Origin of the sequence: Leptolyngbya sp. CCY15150 (assembly GCF_016888135.1) — a bacterium.
In the GTDB taxonomy this organism is placed as follows: domain Bacteria; phylum Cyanobacteriota; class Cyanobacteriia; order RECH01; family RECH01; genus RECH01.
On record NZ_JACSWB010000169.1, the window covers coordinates 1 to 18,240 of the forward strand.

Below are 18,240 nucleotides of genomic sequence, written 5' to 3' on the forward strand. Positions count from 1 at the left end.
CAGATTGCTAATCTGTTGTACGGTTTAGGTCGTACCGAGGGTTCGAATCCCTCTCTCTCCGTTCATAAGGCTTTCAGCCAATAAGCGCTCTCAGTTTCCCCCACCTTTTCAGTGATAATTAGGGGTAATTGGGGGCGTTTTTGGGGGGATATTGGGGGGATGAATTTTGATGATCGATTGGCAGAAGTAAACCGCCAATTATCAAAAGTGGCAATCAGACGGAGTGGGAAAACTTGCCTATCGCTTCGTGGGCGGTTCCCATCTCGTAATGGCGCTCCAGGTGCAACGGAGCGTCATGAATTTTTCTTTGGTAAGCCTGCAACTGTGGCCGGCTTGAGTCAGATGAAGGCGATCGCTCTCGAATTCGAGTCACTTCTCATCCGTGACAAGTGGAATTGGGCGGATTGGCAAAAAACTGAGAGGGAAAATCCCCAAACCTCGGGGGAATGGATCGCCGCGTTTGAGCGTGACCATTGGGAACGGGTACCCAAGACACCGGTAAAGGTCAACTCTTGGCATAAAGATTACTGGCTTAAGCTGTGTCACCTGCCACACGATCGCCCTTTGTCAATAGATTTGCTGCGACTTACAATCCTAGCTCGATCGCTCCCTGGCACACGCAGCCGCCAGGGCTACTCATTCGCCTACGCCCGCCTGGCTGAGTTTGCCGGGTTGCCCTCCGAAGAAATCAGGGAGATAGGGAAAGGCTACGCTGGGGGGCAGTCCATCACCCCACGATCGCTCCCTTCTGATGAGGCGATCGCCCTGGCGTTGGAGAAATTTCCAGAGGATTGGCAATGGGTCTATCTAGCCTTGGTGCTGTATGGGCTGCGGCCTCATGAGGTCTTTTTGGTGGAGTGCGATCGCATGGAGGATGACCCGCCGCTCCTGGTCGTGCCAGAGGAAACGAAGACAGGGCACCGGATTGTTTTTCCGGTGCCCTGTTCTGATTGGGTGTTGCCGCCTAAGAAGCGCTTGCCACCAGTCAAGACTGAAGGCAGAAATAATAATCAACTGGGTATGGTGATCAGTCAGAAATTCCGACAGCTTCGGCTAAATTTCAAAGCGTATGATCTGAGGCATTCATACGCTAGGAGAGGGTTTGAGATGGGTTTACCTCCTGACTTTCTGGCTCAATCCATGGGGCACAGCTTGGACGTTCATCTCAAGAGCTATCGCGCCTGGTGGGGTGAACAACCCTATCTCAAGGTTTACCGTGACGTTATTGGAAAAACTCGCGCTTAATCTCACTGATCAAGCACTCTCGATAGGTGCCGGGCTCCCAGTACGCAAATAGAGAGCTCCCAAACAAGACAAAAGGCATTGATCGGCCGATCGGTGCGTCTGGGATGAGTGTAACGCCTATAAAACGGCCATCAATTTGCTGTAAAGACACCCATTGACTCATCAAGTTACCTTCCGTTGATCTGGGGGGATGTCCAAAATCTTCGAAAATTCAACTACATTAATTTGCCAGCTCGCTTGTTGAGCTTCAGGATCTTGTCCATTGCGGTAATGCTGGCCGTAAACAATATCACCCTTTTTCCCAAGCGCTCTCAAGCGCTCTGCCCTTTCCACTTCCAACTTAATGCGATCCAGGGATACCCCTAGGACACTGGCGGCCTTGAATGGTGACAGCCATGTACCAATAGGCAACCCGTAGGCTATCAAAACTCGATTAAGCCATTGCTGGTTCAATTCCAAGATCTGGATTTTGAGAAGGAGCTCACGGATAGATGGGGGCTTTGCCATGGTTGCAGAACTTGATAGATTTGTTGGTCTCTACTGACAGCAAGGTTGCATTCTTAGTGTTGACTGGATGCCTTAAGAATGAGCAGCAAGGGCGATCGCCTTCAGTACTCATCCCTAACTATCTGAGGGTGCGAGATTTGAGCGATCGCCCCCTGTCTAAGAGCGATCGCCTGCTATCTGGTTATGGCTCCGGTGAGAGCATTCCTCCAATGGGCAATTGCACCCGTGAGATGTCGCCGCCTTTGCCAGCCGGCATAGGGGGAACAAGTGAATCTAGGGTGAGCTGTCCGTCTCTCTCACGCTTAAGCCGCCGCTTCGTTGCCATTGCTTTTAGGTCATACCGGCAATGGCATGGAGCACATAGCGCTCGCAGATTGTCCCGTCTGCAGTCGCTGGGTTGATGGTTTAGATGAGCAACGGTTAGGGTAAATCTCCCCAATTTAGGAATCACCCCGTGCTCTCCAGATTCGTTATCCCAATATTCCTCATACAGATCGTCTAGCCAGGCTCCTTTCCACGGGCCTATCTGCGTTAGGCGATCATCCAAACTTTCCAGAGTTTCCCCGGGCCGCCGGCAGGGGCGGCCGCATTCTTCACATTTCCAGTCCACTGAATCTTTGATCGCCGTGGCGATCGCCTCCCAGTCGCTGGGGTAAAGGGATCTGTCCATGGGCATGGTGTCACCTCCCCTGCTCTTGCGCTAATTGGGGATAGGTCAACAAGTCGGTGGGGAAGTCCCGCGTTTTGCCGTCGGGGAAGGTGGCCACCACGCGATCGCCCACTATCGAATCAATCACCCCCATCTGGCCATTAGAATCCTGGCACCACATCCCTGGAGCTAGCTTGTCGCTGAGCAATTGGGGTGGTGGCTCCGTATCTGTTCTCTGTGGCTCCAGGTCGATCGCTCCCTGCTTGGGTGCCGGTGGAGAGCTGTAGCTATTCCCTCGCCTATCGGTTTGTGATGGCTTTCTGATCACAATACCTTTACTCGCAAGTTCACCCAGGGCCCGCCTTGTTGCTGCCGATGCAATCCCGCAAAACTCCGCCACCTCGCGAGGTGTGAAGGGAATACCTCGGTTGTCCTCCTGATAGAGCCAGAGTCTGATCTTTTCTTCCTGGGTGACGCTTGCACCCTCGTGATCCGCCGCGTCTCCGATGTAGTTGAATGAGAAGTCGTCTTCGTCAAACTCAAACTTGTAAGAGCCAGGTGCCCTCCCCAGTCGCGTCTTGTTTACGGTAAGAATCCTTTCTTGCGGGGTTTCGCCAAACTTGAGTCCCCAGACCTCAGATGCGCTGTTGTGGATCGCCCTGGTACCTCTGGCTTGTCCAGATGCGTTGCTGTGGTGGATTAAGAGGATTGTGGTGTTGAACTGAGAGCAAAGCTTCGTCAGTTGGAGAATCGGTCGAGCGTACTCGGTATCGTTCTCGCTAAAGAGCGTACTGGAGTTAATCGCGCTCAGGGAGTCGATGACAACAAAGGATGGTCTTTCTCGTTCAAGGAAAACGGCTAGCCGTGGGATGGCCTCAACCTGCCAATCGGGGAGGATGCCGACCGGGGCATCATTCCCAATTTGAAACAGATCCATTCTGTTTCTAAGCACGATCTGAGGTTCATCACACTGGATAAGCAAAGCGCTTCCTTGCTGCACCTCGTAACCATTCCACGGCTCACCGTAGGCGATCGCCCTCATAATCCCATACGCCATTAGCGTCTTCCCTGTCCCGCCATCACCGTGCAAGAGAGCGCAGGTGCCACGGGGTAACCAACCGGGAATCAACCACTCCACCTCGGTGGCAGAGTTAGCCCTAAATTCCGCCATACTCATGGGCGAAACTGGATTTTGATTGACGAGTGCCCTGTTATAGCACTGCATTAGATCTCTAGGAGATCTCTTATACCGCTTGGCCAGGGCTTGAATTTTCCAGTCTCTAAACCCTGGATCCTGAATGGCTTCCTCAATATGGGCGATCTCTCTAACGCAAGACTGGAATTCCATCGCCTCTAGGTCATAGCCTAGGTGGGTTTGCGCAAGGGGCTGAGCCGCCCCCATGATGACGTCTAGGGGCAAGTTACTGGATCGGGCAACTTGCGCTAATGCAATAGCAGGATTTTCTGACTTGGCGAGAGCCCGTAAAATATCGACCTGGATCTCTCGCTCCATGCGCTTTTCTAACAAAGACTTAGGGGTCTTTAGAGCCTGCAATAGCTCTCGTTCATGGGCGCATTCTTCCAAAAACTGATCGGGGTCTTCTGGTAGAGAATTCATAAAACTATCACTCAAAAACAGTAGCGGCATCCTCTGAAGCGTGAGGATGCCGTTTTTTTAGAAATCTTTGTAGGCACCTGGTTGAGGAGCTTCCTGTATCGTTCCAATGCCGTATGTCACCTCAGCTTTGACCATCACGCCTAGCACTGGTGCCATGTTGATGAGGGATTCCAGTAATTCGGCCGGCTCATTAAATCTATCTCCATTGACCAGCTCATTCAGGCATTCGATGAGATAAAGGGCTCCAGCTTCTCTCCAGTCTTCTCCAAACATCAATCAAGCTCCTTCAAGTCTGTGGATGGGGTGAATAGTTCGGTCGGTGGGGCGATCGCCCCGTCTAGCTGGCTAGATGACTAAAAGGAGAGTGGTTCTCCCCCTGGTGCATCCGGAAATAGAGGGCGATCGCTTCGTCTACGATGCCTCCCTGTGTGCAGCTCTTTTCAATGGCCAAGCATTCAATCACCAGCACCGTTTCAGGACGCAGGGAAAACTGCTTCTTAGGCTTGTTCAATTTCCGTCGCATCGTTTTCTCCAATTCTTATGCTGATAGTAGCACCTATCAGTAGTGATAGATTCACTACGTTCATTATTTTGTGAGAGTATGATGTCTACCCCCAACCTTTTGACCGAGTACCTACTGTTTTTGTCTATGGACACCTATCGCTCACGCCTGTCGGAGACGGTGGCGCGGCTCCGAGGCGATCGCTCCATCCGCCGCTTTGCTAAAGATTTGGGGGTCAGCTTTCCCGCCGCCAGGTCGTGGGAGGAGGAGGAGTCCTTCCCCAATCTGAAAAACCTAGAGAAGATCGCCCAGTTGGATGGCAAGACTTTAGAGGAGTTTCTAGAGTATTTGCGGGGCGATGATTGGATTGCTCCAAATGAGATCACCGTTGCTGAGGATCTGTTGGGATTCATCGAACATCTCCCTAAGTCTGAGAAGGTACGTTTGGCTCAATTGCTAATAGCTGAAGTGGCAAAACCGGAGGAGCAAAAACAGTAGTTGAGGGTGTCACCACCCCTGTCACCTCGCTGTCACCTGTCACCAGTCGAGTGACACCCCCTGTCACCGGGTGTCACCGGCATGGTGACAGGATTTGAGCCTCGCTGTCACCTGTCACCGGTGACACGGAAAACTACCCGATTAGGGGTGCTGGGGTCAGTGACAGTGCGCCCCCATCCGCCATGTTCAAGTACCTCAAAAAGTTCCTTGACCGTGTCGGCTGATAGCTTGAATCTCCGCTGACAATCGCGGCTAGAAACAGCGCCGCCATTCTCACGGCAAAATTGAATAATGCCGTGAAGCTCCGGGGTGATTCCATTGGGATTTTCCCCGGAATTTTTGTCTGAACGTTGCCACGATCGCTCTAGTTGATCGCGCAACTGGGAGACCTCATCACCACTTGCCCATGCCGGGGAATTCAGGGCAGTTTGTCGGAGAGATACGTCCTTCGAGTAGTGGGGCAACTTCACCAGGCGAGAGCTTCCGCCTAAGTTGGTGAAGGCGATCGCCCCCTTCTCTCCGGTGTGGGTGTACGCCTGGAGCTGGGCCTTAAGAGCTTGGCGCAAATCGCGATCGCGAATGATGTACTCATCGTCTAGTACAGCCGCGATGGATTCATACTTGCCATTGCGGCCCACGCAGACAACCTGGAAGGATTGCTGGAGCCTCTTGTTTAGACCGATGTCGTCAACATTGTGGCTATGGGTGCTCAGCCATAACCCCGATCGCTCACTCATGCACTGGGTAGCAAACAGGCTAAGCCGCTCGCCAAGCTCCCGCCGCTGTGGAGTCGGTAACAGGATACGCTGATTGTTCACCTCATCCATGCAGATCACCATGGGGTAGTGTTGTGCGCTGCTATCCTGCCATTGCTGCAGCACCGAGACACAAACCTTGAACTGTCCCAGCATCTCGATCGCCCGTCCCTTGCTATTGACTGCCCAATAATCGTTAGGACTATCGACCAATCCACCCCAGCGATTGTCCTGCTCTGGTTTGCCATTGAAGACAAACCAATCAACTAAGCCCTGATTTTTGAGGGTCTTTTGGGACATTGCATTCACTAGGATGGATGTTTTGCCGCTCTGACTCTTACCAACAAATAAGAAATTTTGTTCGTCTGAGTCGCTTTCGGCAATCGTCAACGCCAGGTCTTCAACCGGGAAAATCTCACTAGCAGGGAGAGGGGACGCTCCCTGCAATGAGCCGTGATTGGCGATCGCTTGGGCTTGCTGGGGGGGCAGTGCCCAAGGCCTGTAATGAGCCTCTAGGACATCAATCGCCGCTTCGGTCTCTATTATAATCCTTTCCTTACCTAATAGCTCATCGCAGTCCTTATTTATTTTTTGAAATCGGTGCGCATTTAGGGCCACTGACGATTTACGGGCTGCAGCACCACTCAGTATGGGTGCTGCAACAAGCGCCGCGCCGCGCATCCATTCTGTAGGCTGGGCACGAGCACCCAGCCACAACACTACAGATAAGCTAGCGCAACAGACATACTGTGTTAGAGCACCATCCATAGTGCCACCCCCAATCCACACAGGGATGCACCAAGGATGGCCAGTAGCACAGCATAATAACCGGCTGGTTTCACCCTCAGTGCAGATATCAATGCATCATCAAGTAGCCACGCCAAGGCATAGATCACGATGCCAACGGCGGCCAACGCCAGGAGCGAATCACGGGTAGACGGCAACACGACGGCCAGCCATCCACCTAGCGTGGCGAGTTGGGCCCCCAGCAGAAACAGGGATAGAAAGCCCAGAGATCTAATCATCATCCACCTCCAAGCCTTTATAGAGAGATGCCCTCAGCTTGGAGATCTTGCTGGTGGCTCCCATGTCGGCCTTGCGGATGCGAGACTGTAGGCCGGCATAGCCAGGGCGCAGACCGTGCAGCTTGGCTGCATAGTCGGTATTCGCCTTGAGTTTTTGCAGCTCTGTTTCGGCCACCTTGCCGCGATAGCCGTAGTACATCTCGTGAACCTTGGTATCACTGCCCTCGATCGATTCCATGGCCGCTAGGGCCTTCTCCGTATGTTTGACCCCGGCCGCCTTCTGTTTGGCGATCGCCTGCAGGGCTGCGGCCTCCCCTTCCGTGAAATAGCGAGGGCGATCGAGTAGGGGGATGGAGCGGATCGAGTGGAACTCACCTGGCCGCCCTGGGCGGAAAACTTCATCGTGAGTGGGCGATAGCGCGGCATCTTCCTTAATGGAATGATTGCCCGCGTCCAGGTCTTTGCCCAAAAATTTAGAAAGGAATCCCATACAATCACCTTTGAATCAGTGAGGGGGGCAGTATTCCTGCCCCCTGTTCGTCTATTTGAGCTGTCCTTCAATCACGCCGGAGCGGTAGGACTCAAGCTGCATCTCCGTTTGAGCAAGCTGGTTTTCGAGTCGCCTAATCTGAGCATTCATGCGGTCAGTCTCGCCGCTGTGGCTGTATGCCTGGAACATCAGCAGGACTGCAGCCGCTCCAGCGATCACCGTTTCACTCATCGCTTAATTCCTCCGCTGGTTGCTGTGGATTGGCTGTGTTTTCTAGCGCCTGGAGGAGAAGGTCAGCACCCATCACGGCAGCCTGGGCGCAATCCTCCAGGGTGACATCCTTGTCATTCAGCATCTGCTTCATGAACTCAACCGCGATCCAATCTCGCTTGGATGCTTGGGGATGGGTGCCCCGTGGCTTATTGATTGAGAAGGTCTGAACGTCGCGTTTACCCGGCATGGCGTGACTCCTCTAACTGACTGAGCATGGTTCGGACGGGTGGGACGTGGGGGAAGAAAGTATCCAGGGCGATGCCGCTGGTGCTCCAAAGGACTGGCAGCATTGCCAGATAGATGCCGCCCTCGACGGCGATCCGGATCCAGAGTGGCTGTCCCTTGATTCGGGACTCTACAGCCTGGATTTTTTGCAGTATCACGCCCTCACCTCCTCACTCTGGGGAGAACCCGGATCCATAATCAGCCGGGAATTCACGACTCCTCCGATAACCCAGAGGGAAACAACGACGATCGCTAGGTTGGTGAAAAAATTCTGAGGCATAATGATTGTGCTCTGTGAATTGATTGTTCTGGAGTAGCCAGCGGTTAGCTTCTTGGTCGGGGCGGCCGCTGGTTTTTGATGAAGACCCATAGATGGATGAGCTGCTGTATTTTGTGGCGCTGGGCTGGTGTTAGTGATTCCCCAGCCTTCCACCGCGCCGCTAGTAGCGCCATGTCTTGTCTGCAATCAGAGTTCAATAGTGTAAGTTTTCTCATCCTTCGGTACGCCTGTTGATACAGGGGTTTCAGATGACTGGGGATAGATCGCGTGTTCTTCGGCATCGGTTAAATTCACCACCTTTGTGATTGCGAGGGCATCTTCTGCCCAGTACTTGGTATCTGTGTAGTCGCTCCAGTAGTCCTGGTGCTCCAGTTCAAAAGCTGTACCGCCTAGGATGACGGACTGCTCCACTGGCATCTCTGAATCAAGGGCTAGGCTACGCACCCGTTGAGCCAGTAATGAACTGAGGCGAATAACCTCTTGGCGGTGATTGGCAATCTGTTGGTGGAGTGCTTGAATATTCTGCAATCGACCGATGAAGTGATTGCCCATCAGTTGGTTGAGGTCAGCACCTTTGGGAATTAGATCGAGGTTTTCCGTTGAGTCTAACTGGCTTACGTGAGCCATGAATTCTAGAGGGTATTGGTAGTTCTCTCCCTGCCATAGGGAACAGTGACGATCTGGGATGATTCTGTAATGGAGGGTGCGTGAGCCAGTCACTGCAGATGCTTCAACGTTCGTTAACTCGATGTCGAACGGATAACCAAAATTGGCCATGGGTGTTGTCTCCAGTAAGGGGAATATCTAGGGTTGATGAATTGAGGGTTAAGCCAACAGGATTAGAAGCAATGCCAGAGCTACTGTTATGCAGCGTTTTCGGGCTTTCCCAGTTGTGCTAGTTGTTCGAGCATGGTGGATAGGTCTGATGCTGCGGTGTTCTGTTCCCGTGCGATCGCCTGTGCATCCCGCCGGTATAGCTCAGATCGGAAGGCAAACTCTCGCACCTTGTCGGAAACCTGCTCGCGAGCCTGGGCGGTCTTGTCTAACTTGCTGCGCTTCTCCTCCAGGTCGCGATCGAGGTGGGTCAGCACCTGGTCGAGGAAACTGGAGACGCCCTCGACGACGCGGTCGGGGTCATCGATGCGCTGGATGATGCCGCCGCCGGCAAACTGGCTAAGGTCGATCGCTCCCCCCATCTCTGGGGTGTCCAACGTCACGATCTCGGTACCGTCGCAGATTTCAAGCTCAGGGCGGGTGGGCTTGGTGTGCCGCCGGCTGGATGTGGGCAGCTCCACATAGTACTTAAGGAGGATGTCGCGCTCATCATCGCTGAACATCCGAGCGCCGGAGCGCTCATCGATGGCCCCAATCTCTGCGCATTTTTCATCTACTAGGGCCTTGGCGTACCAATTTTGAATGGTTCGCTTATCACGATTGATCGCTGCACCGATCGAACGGAAAGTATGAGATCTCTGCACCTGTTTCATAGGTGTTTCACTCCGTATTCATTAGGGTTTCAGTGTTGTTTCGCGGGAAGTTCGTAGGTGGCGTCCTACGAATTCGCGATGAATTCACTATAGCCCATGCTTCCCGAAAACGGAAGTCTATTAAACGATTTTCTTGATCTTTAGTTAGTTACGCTTCCCGATTTCGGGCAGTTTGCGACTGTGGACAAGGTCAAGGTAGGCGGTAAATAGATCGGGTGTGCCGGTGGCAATAGAATGTAGTGCCCCGAAGATGGCATCCATTGAATCCAGGTCTTCTTGAATTTCCTGGGGACAGTCCTCAGAGAACCATCTTGATATTGTCGAGCTGCTCCGGTCTAAAAACATCTTGCGGAACTCCGGGCGATCAATTCCCCATTTTTCGGTGAATTCTTGAGGGTGCATGGCTTCTGATCTCACTTTCGGGACAGTTTTCGTGTGATCTCATTCTAGATGCGATCACCTTCCATCCCTAGGGAATACTGGGTTAGAGCCGCTCAGATCGAAAGTTGCGATCATGCGATCACGTCCCGAAAGTGATGATCGCATCTAGTGATCGCATCTTAAAGCCTTGCTGTGTATGGGTTTCGAGAAGTTGCGATCATGCGATCACTCAAAAACTATAAAAATGCGAGAAAAACAGTGATCGCATGATCGCATTCGTCACATCAACTGTCACACCCTCTTCTGAAACTCTTGCTGTAAGCCCGTTTCAAGACTCTGTAAACGAATGTAAATTGCGATCACTAGATGCGATCAGGGGTCTCACCCCCCATGATCGCATGATCGCAATTTACATAACTTCATCAAATCTACCTACAGCCAACATGACATCACGGTCGTCTTTCGTTCCCTGGATCAAGACCTTTAAATTGTCGGTGCCCTTCTATCTGGGCCTGCTCCCCTTCGTCAGCGTATTTTGGTGTGCCATCATTGGCACCGTGCTCACAAGAGAGCCGCTGTTTCTGGTGTATGCCGGGTTTGCGGGGCTGGCTGCTGCGGCCATATACCTGGCTCAGTGGGGCATCTGGGCACTGTTTCTTAAACTGCTATGGAGCGATCCACCGCGGTGGCTTCGTGCTGCGCCCTGGCATCGACAGCCCATTCACTTTGGGGTAGGGCTAATGGCAGCGTTACCCCTGGCTCTCATTCTCATGGCTCATGCTCCAGCTCAGCAGATTTATCCTAGGAGAGCCGCCGCTGAGTTCTTGACGACGGTCATGTTGAGATATTCCTGGGTCTGGGTGGGGGCCGTGGCCGCCCTTTATAACCTAGTCAAAAGGTGGTTGGACTAAATTTGGACTAGCTCCGAGAAAAGGGGTAGGCTTATTGCAAGTCTACCCCTCTTTATTGCGACAAGCTTTAACGGAGTAATGCGGCTTTCAGCCTTGGTTAATTGCTGCGCTCGCAAATGCCCTCACGACTTTTTAAGCCAAGTCCCTGGAACCAAGTCTTCTGCTGATCGCCTCTCGATAAAATCCCACCAAGGGCGATCGCATGTCTGCAGGTAATCTTCATCAACCTGGCAACCAGGAAAAACCTTGATCCGTTCGTCTACCGCCCTCCCCTCGCAAGCGTAAGAATGTAGCACAACGGCGTCAAGGTCGATAGGATTGAAGCGTCCCTCTCTGGTGCTAATGCAGATGTACTGCAATCGATAATTGTCCAGTGCCGCTCCCGTCCAAAACGGATCGCTGAGTGGTCTGTACCGCAGTGCATAGCCTGCGATCGCCACGCCAATCACCACAGCAGCGGAAAGAGCTGATATAACCGCCCATTTCACCCATTTCTTATTGCGCATGACATGGAATCCTGGATGTGACAGAACTCGGATCCGAGATGGTATTGATCCTAGTCGGATCATCACCGTGAGGGCTAGGGATGTGTACAGTCTTGGCCCTAGGGTTGATCGTATTGTGAATTGGCTGATGGGCGGCGATCGAACCCTACCGCTTGGGTTCAATCCAGGAGATTGGGAAAACCTCTTGGATCCGGAGCCGACTCCTGGTGACTATGACATCCTCTACACAAACACCGTGGGTAACATGTGCCGTGATGCTCCACCACAGGGGTTGGGGGCAGAATACCCGTCCGTGGTTGGGAACGCGGCAAACTCATGGATGGCCATGGCCTGGAACGGACTATGTGAGTGTGCCCCCCCAGAGCGCGATCGAGAGCAACAATGTCAGTACTACGAAGCCTTAGCGCTTTCTAATGGAGCTACCGGGCAATGCCCCCAGTGGTACCAGATAGGCACTAGGTGGAAAGTCAAGCGCTACGTGAGGGATGCCTCCGAGGAGACAGGATGGCGCTATCTTGAGGATCGTGAAGGTGAATCACGGTATGTTGTTCGCGGGCCGATCAGTGCCCCCGTGGGCCCGACTGATCAGTATTCCTCCAACCCGTTCAGTGAGCGATTTTGGCTCTTTGAGCCTGATTCATTTAGTCCTGATGCTCAGGTTGCTCCGCGGCCAATCACCGCTAGCTATCCAAGCCGCGAATCTGGCAATTTCTTTGCCTTTGAGTTTTACCCCCCCTGGCCAGGCCCAGGGTTTCAAATCACCTCAATTGTGCCGTTGGGGACAGTTGTTCTCGGCTTCGACTCAGAGGGCAACGCAATAGGAGATCCAGACTATATCTTGCCTGATACGTGCTGTGCGATGCCCCCACCACCGCCACCACCGCCAGACCCACCCCCATTACCGGATCCAATCCCAGATCCCGAAACCTGCACCACACCAGAATGTTTGGAGGATGAAGACACTTTGACCATAATCATCATTCAAGGCACACCCGGCCCACCGGGCGAAGACGGCATTGACGGACAAGACGGACAAAACGGAGTTGATGGAGCTATGGGGCCGCCTGGGCCCATGGGCCCAATGGGGCCGCCTGGGGAGAAGGGTGAGCCGGGCGATCGCGGTTTACCTGGTGAGGATGGATCCATGGAAGACTTCACCATCACCGGGTCGATCACCCTCTATCCCCCAGAATCTGAGGAGGTGCCCAGCTTAGAGGCAACCACAGCGGAGGGTTCGGCTGATATCCAGATTAAGTTACCCGCACCCATGAGGAGCCTATCGGCAGCGATCGACCCTGAAGCTGTAGAGCCGATCGTGGCAAGAACAGAAGAAACGCCCCCTGGCAACTACGTGTTGCTGTTGCCGGATGATGAGCTGTTTATCCCTCAACTCCAGTTCATTGAAGAAGGGGAGGACGCCTTCCCCATATTCGAGATGGTCGTTGAGGATGATGTGAGATACCTCAGATTAAGGTTGCCAGGAGCAGAAGACATGGGATTAGCTCGTAAGATCTTCAACTTGCTGGGCGGATACGAGTGGGAGTTCGACGAAAATGATAGGCCACAACGAACCATCAACCCTGAGCAGCTCCTAACCCTTCGGAGGGATTACCTCTATGCCTCGGACGGCAACGGAGATGCGGGGAATGATCACTCTAGGGATGACACGGTCTACACGTTGCCAGAGCTGCTGGAGGCTCTGATGGCGGTTAACCATCACCGCCTGGGTGCGTCTCAGTTCCCGATCGAATCACCTGAAAGCCTGCTTTCCTACACCGATGGCGCAGACCTCATCAAGCATCACGATCTAGCCAGCTTTCAAGCCTGGTTCCTTAAACAGTTTGACGCTGTGGTGGGAGAGTTCCCCATCAAGATCGAGATTGAGGATTCCGACCCTCTACAGGAGGGTAACCAGGTGCAGACCATCGAACTGCCTAACCTATCGGAGGCCATAGCAGAGCTGTATGCGATCGCGCAGATGAGCGCCACGTCATCTGATTTGTCGATTAACTTCCTTAGCCGCCTGGCCGCCGAAGTCATCGCCACCAAAAACTCAAGTCTCATCACCCAAGACTTTGTTAGGGCCCAAGCTGACTTTATGGGCTTTAAAGGAAACTCTGTTAAACGGAAGATCACCTATAACTTTGACCCGAAACATTTAGACAGCCTGGCTGAATTCCTCTCTGAGAGTGAGGCCTACGTCATCGGATACAAAAACGATGACCCAGAGACGCTAGTGGGTTTCCTTCAGCGGCTTCTGTTTTCAGCCGGCATCATCAAGGCTGCGTTTATGCGGCCTAGTGGTCAAACCGGGCAAGTTCAAGAGCAAATCGAGGCAATGCTTACCCGCGATGCCGCCGGCAATGATGAGGGGTGGGATGAGTTCATCCAGCGCATTAATACTTCCACGTCCCGATTTAATGCCGATGAGCAGACCCCTCAGCCGTTCATCCGAGATAGAAGCATTGACACCCCAGAACCTGGAGATCCTGAATAATGCCCATATCCCTAGCACCTAATCAGCTCTTGTCTAGAGTTGTACGATTCAACGCATCAAACGGAGTCACCGGAGGGGCGATCGTCCAGGGCAACGCTGGAGCAATCACCCAACCACGAAGAATCAACCTCTTAGCCCGCTTATCGGGTGGAGAGGATGACGGGGGAGGAGGGCTGCTCGATCGCATCTGGAATGCTGGCTCCGCCCTGGTGGGATTCATCGGGCGAATTCTGGGCGGGATAGGATTCTCCCTAACTCGTTTATGGGGCTGGCTAGTTGATCGCATTGAACAATTGAAGTCCTTCAACTGGAATGCAAGCGACACCCAGCTAGGATCCTTGATCGAAGCGCAAAACGTCCAGATTGCCAGCCTGTGGGGAGGAGTTGTAGGGCAAGGACTAGGCTGGTTAGCGGGGATTGGAGTCGGTTATGGCGTGGCGTTTCTATGCCCAGTGGTGGGCGGTTCGTTGCTGGCTAAGTCTGTCTCTGGACGAGTGGCAGAAGAGGCAGTAAGCGAGATTTTGCCCAACATGACCAACGCTCTCACCCAAACAGTCGGAGCCCTGGCAAACAACACCCTTATCTCTGGCTACATGCAGATCCGCCGCCTGATCAAGTCGGCAGACTCAAGCCTGCTTACATCTGTCTTTGGAGAAGAAACAGCCCGATGGATACAGGACGAATGGGGGTCAGGCAATGGGCCCGACTTATCCTTTAACTCCCAAGTGGATGAGGCAATCGAGTCAATCGATAACACTGTTGTGCAAGCTTTTGTTGAAAACTTGCTAGACGAAGCCTGGGACAGCTTCCTAGAGGCTGGCTTCATCATTGCCCATGAGCTAGACGATGCATTCCAGCAGTCCCGAGCAGCAAACAACGCGATCGAAGGGCCAGAGAGAACCATCGAACTCACGCCAGACATCAACGCACCTACAGAGATCCTGACGTTCGAAGCTGTTCCCCAGACTCAGCTACAGACTCAGATTCAAACCACCATCAACACCCATAGACAGGTGTGGAATCGAGATGTAGGGCAGATTGTTGGGACAAGCTATGAGGAGCACACCAGAGCCCGCCCTCAGCTTCGGAAACTGTCTGTCGAATTTAAGGCCGTCCAAGCGCCGCCCTGGCGTAATGCTGATGGCACACAAGCTAAGACCGCTACCTATTCAATCCCGGATGTGCGTTTAGGTCTGAGCTGGCAAGACATTATTACGGCCTGCCCTCCCTACTCTTGGGGGAAATTTTGCGCAAGGGCAACGCTGGACAATCAGCGGCAGATGGCCGTCTACGGTGCCACGGCTGAGGAAGCACGGCAGCAGCTCCTTAGAATGCACACACTCAGCGATTCAACTATCCTCCGGCTTACGGTCTCGGAGGAAGAATTTGTGGCCGAGAGATTGCGAAAGCGCTCCACGCCTATGTTTCCCGTGTACGCCACGCTGATGGCCAGATATCAATCGTTAGACGCGCAAGGACGAACGACGCTAGACAATCGAACCTTCGACGAACAAACTCTAAGAATTCCGCTCTGGTTTGAGCCCCGAGGATTTACACCCCTCTAAGACAATCTTCACAAATCGTAAAAAATCATCTTTGTTGGGAACCGGGCCCCATAGGGTTTTATTTTTTTCCGTTTGGGCCAGTCACTCCGTTTTCCCACGTAGGCGGGCGATTTGGCGATCGCCTAGATTAAATGAATCAACCTATTGAATCGCGGAGAAATCCCTCAATGGCCAGAATGCGTCCAGCTTGGTATTATCAGCGCCAAGCCGATCAGGCAGAAGCGCGAGCAAACTATTTCCGAAACCGTCAACCGCCCCCAGACGGACAGGCTGTTCAATCTCGGGGAGCTGCGACAACCGCCTATTATCGCTCGCTCTTGATTAAAGACGGGACTGAGCACCGAATCTTCAGAACCTCGGTTTATCAAGACACCATCACTCGTCTCCCGCTAGCTGATGCTGGCTTGCTGGCAACTCTACCCGTTGACACAAGCGCGCTCCCCCTTCGTGGATCTGGTGTCAAACCATCCAAAATTCATTGGTACAGCGGAAACGCGGCTCCTACTGTGGTTCGGACGGCATGGAACAGCTCATGGGTTCGTTATTACGATGCAGCCGGACGATCTCACTTCTCCATCCCCTTTTCTGAAACCACTGGAGCATTTGGCCCAGAAGATCTGATGGGACAATTTGAGCTGCTGTTTGGGGAGGGTGGATCCCGCCGGGCATTGATTGGAGCGCAAAATGGACGAGCGTATATTGAGTTCGAACGAGCATCAATCTCCGCCCTATCCTGATGACGATAACGGCGCGCTGGATTTGTTCTTTGCAATTCCAGCGCCGGTAGGCGGATTGAGTCAAGCGGAAGATTTCGCCAGAATGTTTGCACATTCGCGATTAACCCACCGGTTTGTTGCGGGGGAGATCAGCCCGGCTGATTACGCTGACGGACTGGCTGACCTAGGACACGATCCAAACCTGTTGGCAGACCTTTGGGCGGAGGGGATTAGGCTACTGTGAGCGCTTGGACTTTTATTCACAGTGCTGAATTAGTGGCGGAGCCGGTAGACAGTCGCTCCTATCATCCGATTCCGCCCCTGGCGTTGCCAGACTCACTCAACTTTTCTCAAGTTGTGGCCCGTGCTCAATCCGTCACGGCTAAGCCAACGTGGCGGGTTGGATGCAGCCTGATTTTGTCTGTGCCCCTGGAGCTGGGGGAACAGATTCAAAACGTTCAAGGGCATCAGTTCTCGGTGCTGCTTGGACGCTGGCAGGTGCTAGCAGTGCCGCAATGGCTCACGGACTACAGAATTGCGATCGAGGTGCCCTACTGGATCCAAGATCTGACCATTGAGCTATACGGTGCCAATCAGCCAGCGCCGTCCTCGGTGGGGGATGGCGCTAGCTACTCTCGCCAATTCACCGCCGCAGACTTGGAGGATGGCGTCCTAGTGTTGCGGCACAACCTAAACGCCTATCCCACTAGCGTGACGGTCTGGAACGCTGACCTAGAGAGCATTTTCCCCTATGGAGTGAGAGCTACTGGCTTGAACACGGTAGAAATTGACCTGGATGGGGCTGAGATTGTGGGCACATGGCTGGCGAGCCTGGAGGTTTAACCTAAAAAATGAGAGCAACAGCCTTAAGGATAATTCGGGGTGCAAACGAGATTGGCATACGGGCAGCCGAAACACTGGCGGCATCGTTCGAACTAATATTGCCGCTGACATTGCCACCAGGCGATCGCCTCCTGGGGCTGGGCAACGATGGAGCTTTCAAATACTTCAACATCGGCTCTAGCTCCTATGAGCAAACCTTCCAAAACTCAGACCTAGTCTCTGGAAAAATCGTCATCACCCATGGGCTAGGAAAAAAGGTCGTCTGTTGGAGCATTGCCGACAACAGCGATCGCGCCATCCTTCCCGATGAGATCACATTCCTTGATATCAACTCGCTAGAGATCGAACTGACCCAATACGGCCCGATAACGGGTGCATGGACAGTGAGGGTCTGCGCATGAAAATGGGTGACGTTGCCTTGCCCAAAAATGACGAACGCATCATTGATTCAGCACAGGGACATTACCGCATTGACCTGGGGGCGATTGTCATTGAGTCGTTTTTTGTGACTCTCACCTTTAATTCATCCATTGTGTTGAGAGGAGCAAAGCCGTTTTCCGCTCCATTTGCAATTAGGCCCACCATCACGGCCACGCTGGAACGAGTGACCAGCTCCGTCACCATTTTTGACGTGGGCACCTTTGATACGGCTCTTAGTAACACATCAAGCGTTGATATCAGGCTGGGTGCCATTCGCAACGGATCCAGAACCTTTGTTGCCGGTGATACTGCTATCGTTCATGTCACCGCCATCGGTGAGTCCTCATAACCCAAGCTCTACCCTCTGTTTTCATCCACTCACTCCACTCGCTAGGGGGCAAACATGTTGCCGTTATTCAGTTACGCTTCTGTTGTTTTGGGCTTGATCTCCACTCTCCTGGGTGGATTTGCCTGGTATCGGGGCATGGTGCGCAAGCGTTACGCGGCCGAGCGCGATTTTGAGCATCTGCGCCGGAGCTTCGAAGGGCTGAGCAGTGCGATCGCCTCTCAATCAAAGGATCTTGAGGAGGAGCTTGATCGCCTCCACCGCCGCTTGGATACCATGAATGCCACCCAGACCGAAGTCAAAGTTTTTTTGATGGCCAAGTTGGGTGAAGCCACACTTGGCCGACACGGCTAGGAGTGTGGGGGGAAATTGGGGGGGCGTAACAGCGTATCACCGCTGAAACCCTCTCCACGAAAGCACTCCAGCGGTGCTATAGTCAGATTGCTAATCTGTTGTACGGTTTAGGTCGTACCGAGGGTTCGAATCCCTCTCTCTCCGTTC

General features: G+C 53.2%; 26 protein-coding genes. 10 read left to right on the forward strand and 16 right to left on the reverse strand.

The window, feature by feature from the left end:
- Positions 1–324: 324 nt before the first annotated feature.
- The gene (locus JUJ53_RS10140; protein WP_204151896.1) at positions 325–1,245 is read left to right on the forward strand and encodes a hypothetical protein; all 921 of its coding nucleotides are present in this window, start codon (positions 325–327) and stop codon (positions 1,243–1,245) included.
- A gap of 162 nt (positions 1,246–1,407) precedes the next feature.
- On the opposite strand, the gene JUJ53_RS10145 is transcribed toward JUJ53_RS10140, so the two are convergent.
- The 5 genes from JUJ53_RS10145 to JUJ53_RS10165 form a co-directional block, all read right to left on the reverse strand.
- Positions 1,408–1,752 carry a hypothetical protein gene (locus JUJ53_RS10145; protein ID WP_204151897.1) on the reverse strand — a complete coding sequence of 115 codons (345 nt, stop codon included), beginning with the start codon at positions 1,750–1,752 and terminating at the stop codon, positions 1,408–1,410.
- Between the two features lie 181 nt (positions 1,753–1,933).
- Positions 1,934–2,428, reverse strand: a complete 495-nt coding sequence (locus tag JUJ53_RS10150) for a hypothetical protein (protein ID WP_204151898.1) — start codon at positions 2,426–2,428, stop codon at positions 1,934–1,936.
- A gap of 4 nt (positions 2,429–2,432) precedes the next feature.
- On the reverse strand, positions 2,433–4,019 hold the full coding sequence (locus JUJ53_RS10155; RefSeq protein WP_204151899.1) for an AAA family ATPase: 1,587 nt from the start codon (positions 4,017–4,019) through the stop codon (positions 2,433–2,435).
- A gap of 57 nt (positions 4,020–4,076) precedes the next feature.
- Positions 4,077–4,292, reverse strand: coding sequence for a hypothetical protein (locus tag JUJ53_RS10160; protein ID WP_204151900.1), 216 nt, complete (start codon positions 4,290–4,292; stop codon positions 4,077–4,079).
- A 64-nt stretch (positions 4,293–4,356) separates the two neighbouring features.
- Entirely contained in the window at positions 4,357–4,542 is a 186-nt protein-coding gene (locus tag JUJ53_RS10165) for a hypothetical protein (protein ID WP_204151901.1), read from the reverse strand.
- Between the two features lie 81 nt (positions 4,543–4,623).
- On the opposite strand from JUJ53_RS10165, the gene JUJ53_RS10170 reads away from it, so the two are divergent.
- Complete coding sequence (locus JUJ53_RS10170; protein ID WP_204151902.1) at positions 4,624–5,019, forward strand: helix-turn-helix domain-containing protein; 396 nt, start codon at positions 4,624–4,626, stop codon at positions 5,017–5,019.
- Positions 5,020–5,126: 107 nt separating this feature from the next.
- On the opposite strand, the gene JUJ53_RS10175 is transcribed toward JUJ53_RS10170, so the two are convergent.
- From JUJ53_RS10175 to JUJ53_RS10215, 10 genes are all read right to left on the reverse strand, one after another.
- On the reverse strand, positions 5,127–6,542 hold the full coding sequence (locus JUJ53_RS10175; RefSeq protein WP_204151903.1) for a hypothetical protein: 1,416 nt from the start codon (positions 6,540–6,542) through the stop codon (positions 5,127–5,129).
- Positions 6,527–6,799, reverse strand: coding sequence for a hypothetical protein (locus tag JUJ53_RS10180; protein ID WP_204151904.1), 273 nt, complete (start codon positions 6,797–6,799; stop codon positions 6,527–6,529). The genes JUJ53_RS10175 and JUJ53_RS10180 overlap by 16 nt, the downstream gene beginning before the upstream one ends.
- Complete coding sequence (locus tag JUJ53_RS10185; RefSeq protein WP_204151905.1) at positions 6,792–7,289, reverse strand: hypothetical protein; 498 nt, start codon at positions 7,287–7,289, stop codon at positions 6,792–6,794. Before JUJ53_RS10185 ends, JUJ53_RS10180 begins: the two co-directional genes overlap by 8 nt.
- A gap of 51 nt (positions 7,290–7,340) precedes the next feature.
- Positions 7,341–7,520, reverse strand: a complete 180-nt coding sequence (locus JUJ53_RS10190; protein ID WP_204151906.1) for a hypothetical protein — start codon at positions 7,518–7,520, stop codon at positions 7,341–7,343.
- A complete protein-coding gene (locus JUJ53_RS10195) occupies positions 7,513–7,749 on the reverse strand; it encodes a hypothetical protein (protein WP_204151907.1) in 237 nt (78 codons plus the stop codon). Before JUJ53_RS10195 ends, JUJ53_RS10190 begins: the two co-directional genes overlap by 8 nt.
- The gene (locus tag JUJ53_RS10200) at positions 7,739–7,945 is read right to left on the reverse strand and encodes a hypothetical protein (protein ID WP_204151908.1); all 207 of its coding nucleotides are present in this window, start codon (positions 7,943–7,945) and stop codon (positions 7,739–7,741) included. Before JUJ53_RS10200 ends, JUJ53_RS10195 begins: the two co-directional genes overlap by 11 nt.
- Positions 7,942–8,067, reverse strand: coding sequence for a hypothetical protein (locus JUJ53_RS25075; protein WP_275415751.1), 126 nt, complete (start codon positions 8,065–8,067; stop codon positions 7,942–7,944). Before JUJ53_RS25075 ends, JUJ53_RS10200 begins: the two co-directional genes overlap by 4 nt.
- A 186-nt stretch (positions 8,068–8,253) precedes the next feature.
- Positions 8,254–8,694, reverse strand: coding sequence for a hypothetical protein (locus JUJ53_RS10205; protein WP_204151909.1), 441 nt, complete (start codon positions 8,692–8,694; stop codon positions 8,254–8,256).
- Between the two features lie 236 nt (positions 8,695–8,930).
- Positions 8,931–9,554, reverse strand: a complete 624-nt coding sequence (locus tag JUJ53_RS10210) for a hypothetical protein (RefSeq protein WP_204151910.1) — start codon at positions 9,552–9,554, stop codon at positions 8,931–8,933.
- Positions 9,555–9,698: 144 nt separating this feature from the next.
- Positions 9,699–9,956: a hypothetical protein gene (locus JUJ53_RS10215; protein ID WP_204151911.1), complete on the reverse strand. Its 258-nt coding sequence runs from the start codon at positions 9,954–9,956 to the stop codon at positions 9,699–9,701.
- Between the two features lie 473 nt (positions 9,957–10,429).
- Between JUJ53_RS10215 and JUJ53_RS10220 the strand changes: the two genes are divergently transcribed.
- Entirely contained in the window at positions 10,430–10,846 is a 417-nt protein-coding gene (locus JUJ53_RS10220) for a hypothetical protein (protein WP_204151912.1), read from the forward strand.
- 122 nt (positions 10,847–10,968) lie between these two features.
- Here JUJ53_RS10220 and JUJ53_RS10225 read toward each other — a convergent pair whose 3' ends face one another.
- Complete coding sequence (locus JUJ53_RS10225) at positions 10,969–11,352, reverse strand: hypothetical protein (RefSeq protein WP_204151913.1); 384 nt, start codon at positions 11,350–11,352, stop codon at positions 10,969–10,971.
- A 115-nt stretch (positions 11,353–11,467) separates the two neighbouring features.
- Here JUJ53_RS10225 and JUJ53_RS10230 point away from each other — a divergent pair, with 115 nt between their 5' ends.
- From JUJ53_RS10230 to JUJ53_RS10260, 7 genes are all read left to right on the forward strand, one after another.
- The gene (locus tag JUJ53_RS10230; RefSeq protein WP_204151914.1) at positions 11,468–13,849 is read left to right on the forward strand and encodes a collagen-like protein; all 2,382 of its coding nucleotides are present in this window, start codon (positions 11,468–11,470) and stop codon (positions 13,847–13,849) included.
- Positions 13,850–13,878: 29 nt separating this feature from the next.
- Positions 13,879–15,414 (forward strand): hypothetical protein, encoded by a 1,536-nt coding sequence (locus JUJ53_RS10235; protein ID WP_204151915.1) that lies wholly within the window; start codon positions 13,879–13,881, stop codon positions 15,412–15,414.
- Between the two features lie 684 nt (positions 15,415–16,098).
- A complete protein-coding gene (locus JUJ53_RS10240) occupies positions 16,099–16,374 on the forward strand; it encodes a hypothetical protein (protein WP_204151916.1) in 276 nt (91 codons plus the stop codon).
- On the forward strand, positions 16,371–16,973 hold the full coding sequence (locus tag JUJ53_RS10245; protein WP_204151917.1) for a hypothetical protein: 603 nt from the start codon (positions 16,371–16,373) through the stop codon (positions 16,971–16,973). The genes JUJ53_RS10240 and JUJ53_RS10245 overlap by 4 nt, the downstream gene beginning before the upstream one ends.
- Before the next feature lie 98 nt (positions 16,974–17,071).
- Positions 17,072–17,374: a hypothetical protein gene (locus JUJ53_RS10250; RefSeq protein WP_204151918.1), complete on the forward strand. Its 303-nt coding sequence runs from the start codon at positions 17,072–17,074 to the stop codon at positions 17,372–17,374.
- Positions 17,371–17,742 (forward strand): hypothetical protein, encoded by a 372-nt coding sequence (locus tag JUJ53_RS10255; RefSeq protein WP_204151919.1) that lies wholly within the window; start codon positions 17,371–17,373, stop codon positions 17,740–17,742. Before JUJ53_RS10250 ends, JUJ53_RS10255 begins: the two co-directional genes overlap by 4 nt.
- Positions 17,743–17,799: 57 nt before the next feature.
- Complete coding sequence (locus JUJ53_RS10260) at positions 17,800–18,093, forward strand: hypothetical protein (protein ID WP_204151920.1); 294 nt, start codon at positions 17,800–17,802, stop codon at positions 18,091–18,093.
- Positions 18,094–18,240 lie beyond the last annotated feature (147 nt).

Excerpts from the sequence above, each read along its gene's own strand:
- JUJ53_RS10210 (WP_204151910.1), bottom strand. The coding sequence starts at position 9,554 with ATGAAACAGGTGCAGAGATCTCATACTTTCCGTTCGATCGGTGCAGCG.
- JUJ53_RS10150 (WP_204151898.1), bottom strand. The coding sequence starts at position 2,428 with ATGCCCATGGACAGATCCCTTTACCCCAGCGACTGGGAGGCGATCGCC.
- JUJ53_RS10155 (WP_204151899.1), bottom strand. The coding sequence starts at position 4,019 with ATGAATTCTCTACCAGAAGACCCCGATCAGTTTTTGGAAGAATGCGCC.
- JUJ53_RS25075 (WP_275415751.1), bottom strand. The coding sequence starts at position 8,067 with ATGCCTCAGAATTTTTTCACCAACCTAGCGATCGTCGTTGTTTCCCTC.
- JUJ53_RS10225 (WP_204151913.1), bottom strand. The coding sequence starts at position 11,352 with ATGCGCAATAAGAAATGGGTGAAATGGGCGGTTATATCAGCTCTTTCC.
- JUJ53_RS10215 (WP_204151911.1), bottom strand. The coding sequence starts at position 9,956 with ATGCACCCTCAAGAATTCACCGAAAAATGGGGAATTGATCGCCCGGAG.
- JUJ53_RS10195 (WP_204151907.1), bottom strand. The coding sequence starts at position 7,749 with ATGCCGGGTAAACGCGACGTTCAGACCTTCTCAATCAATAAGCCACGG.
- JUJ53_RS10165 (WP_204151901.1), bottom strand. The coding sequence starts at position 4,542 with ATGCGACGGAAATTGAACAAGCCTAAGAAGCAGTTTTCCCTGCGTCCT.
- JUJ53_RS10240 (WP_204151916.1), top strand. The coding sequence starts at position 16,099 with ATGGACGAGCGTATATTGAGTTCGAACGAGCATCAATCTCCGCCCTAT.
- JUJ53_RS10190 (WP_204151906.1), bottom strand. The coding sequence starts at position 7,520 with ATGAGTGAAACGGTGATCGCTGGAGCGGCTGCAGTCCTGCTGATGTTC.
- JUJ53_RS10185 (WP_204151905.1), bottom strand. The coding sequence starts at position 7,289 with ATGGGATTCCTTTCTAAATTTTTGGGCAAAGACCTGGACGCGGGCAAT.
- JUJ53_RS10205 (WP_204151909.1), bottom strand. The coding sequence starts at position 8,694 with ATGGCTCACGTAAGCCAGTTAGACTCAACGGAAAACCTCGATCTAATT.
- JUJ53_RS10160 (WP_204151900.1), bottom strand. The coding sequence starts at position 4,292 with ATGTTTGGAGAAGACTGGAGAGAAGCTGGAGCCCTTTATCTCATCGAA.
- JUJ53_RS10170 (WP_204151902.1), top strand. The coding sequence starts at position 4,624 with ATGTCTACCCCCAACCTTTTGACCGAGTACCTACTGTTTTTGTCTATG.
- JUJ53_RS10175 (WP_204151903.1), bottom strand. The coding sequence starts at position 6,542 with ATGGATGGTGCTCTAACACAGTATGTCTGTTGCGCTAGCTTATCTGTA.
- JUJ53_RS10255 (WP_204151919.1), top strand. The coding sequence starts at position 17,371 with ATGAAAATGGGTGACGTTGCCTTGCCCAAAAATGACGAACGCATCATT.
- JUJ53_RS10180 (WP_204151904.1), bottom strand. The coding sequence starts at position 6,799 with ATGATTAGATCTCTGGGCTTTCTATCCCTGTTTCTGCTGGGGGCCCAA.
- JUJ53_RS10145 (WP_204151897.1), bottom strand. The coding sequence starts at position 1,752 with ATGGCAAAGCCCCCATCTATCCGTGAGCTCCTTCTCAAAATCCAGATC.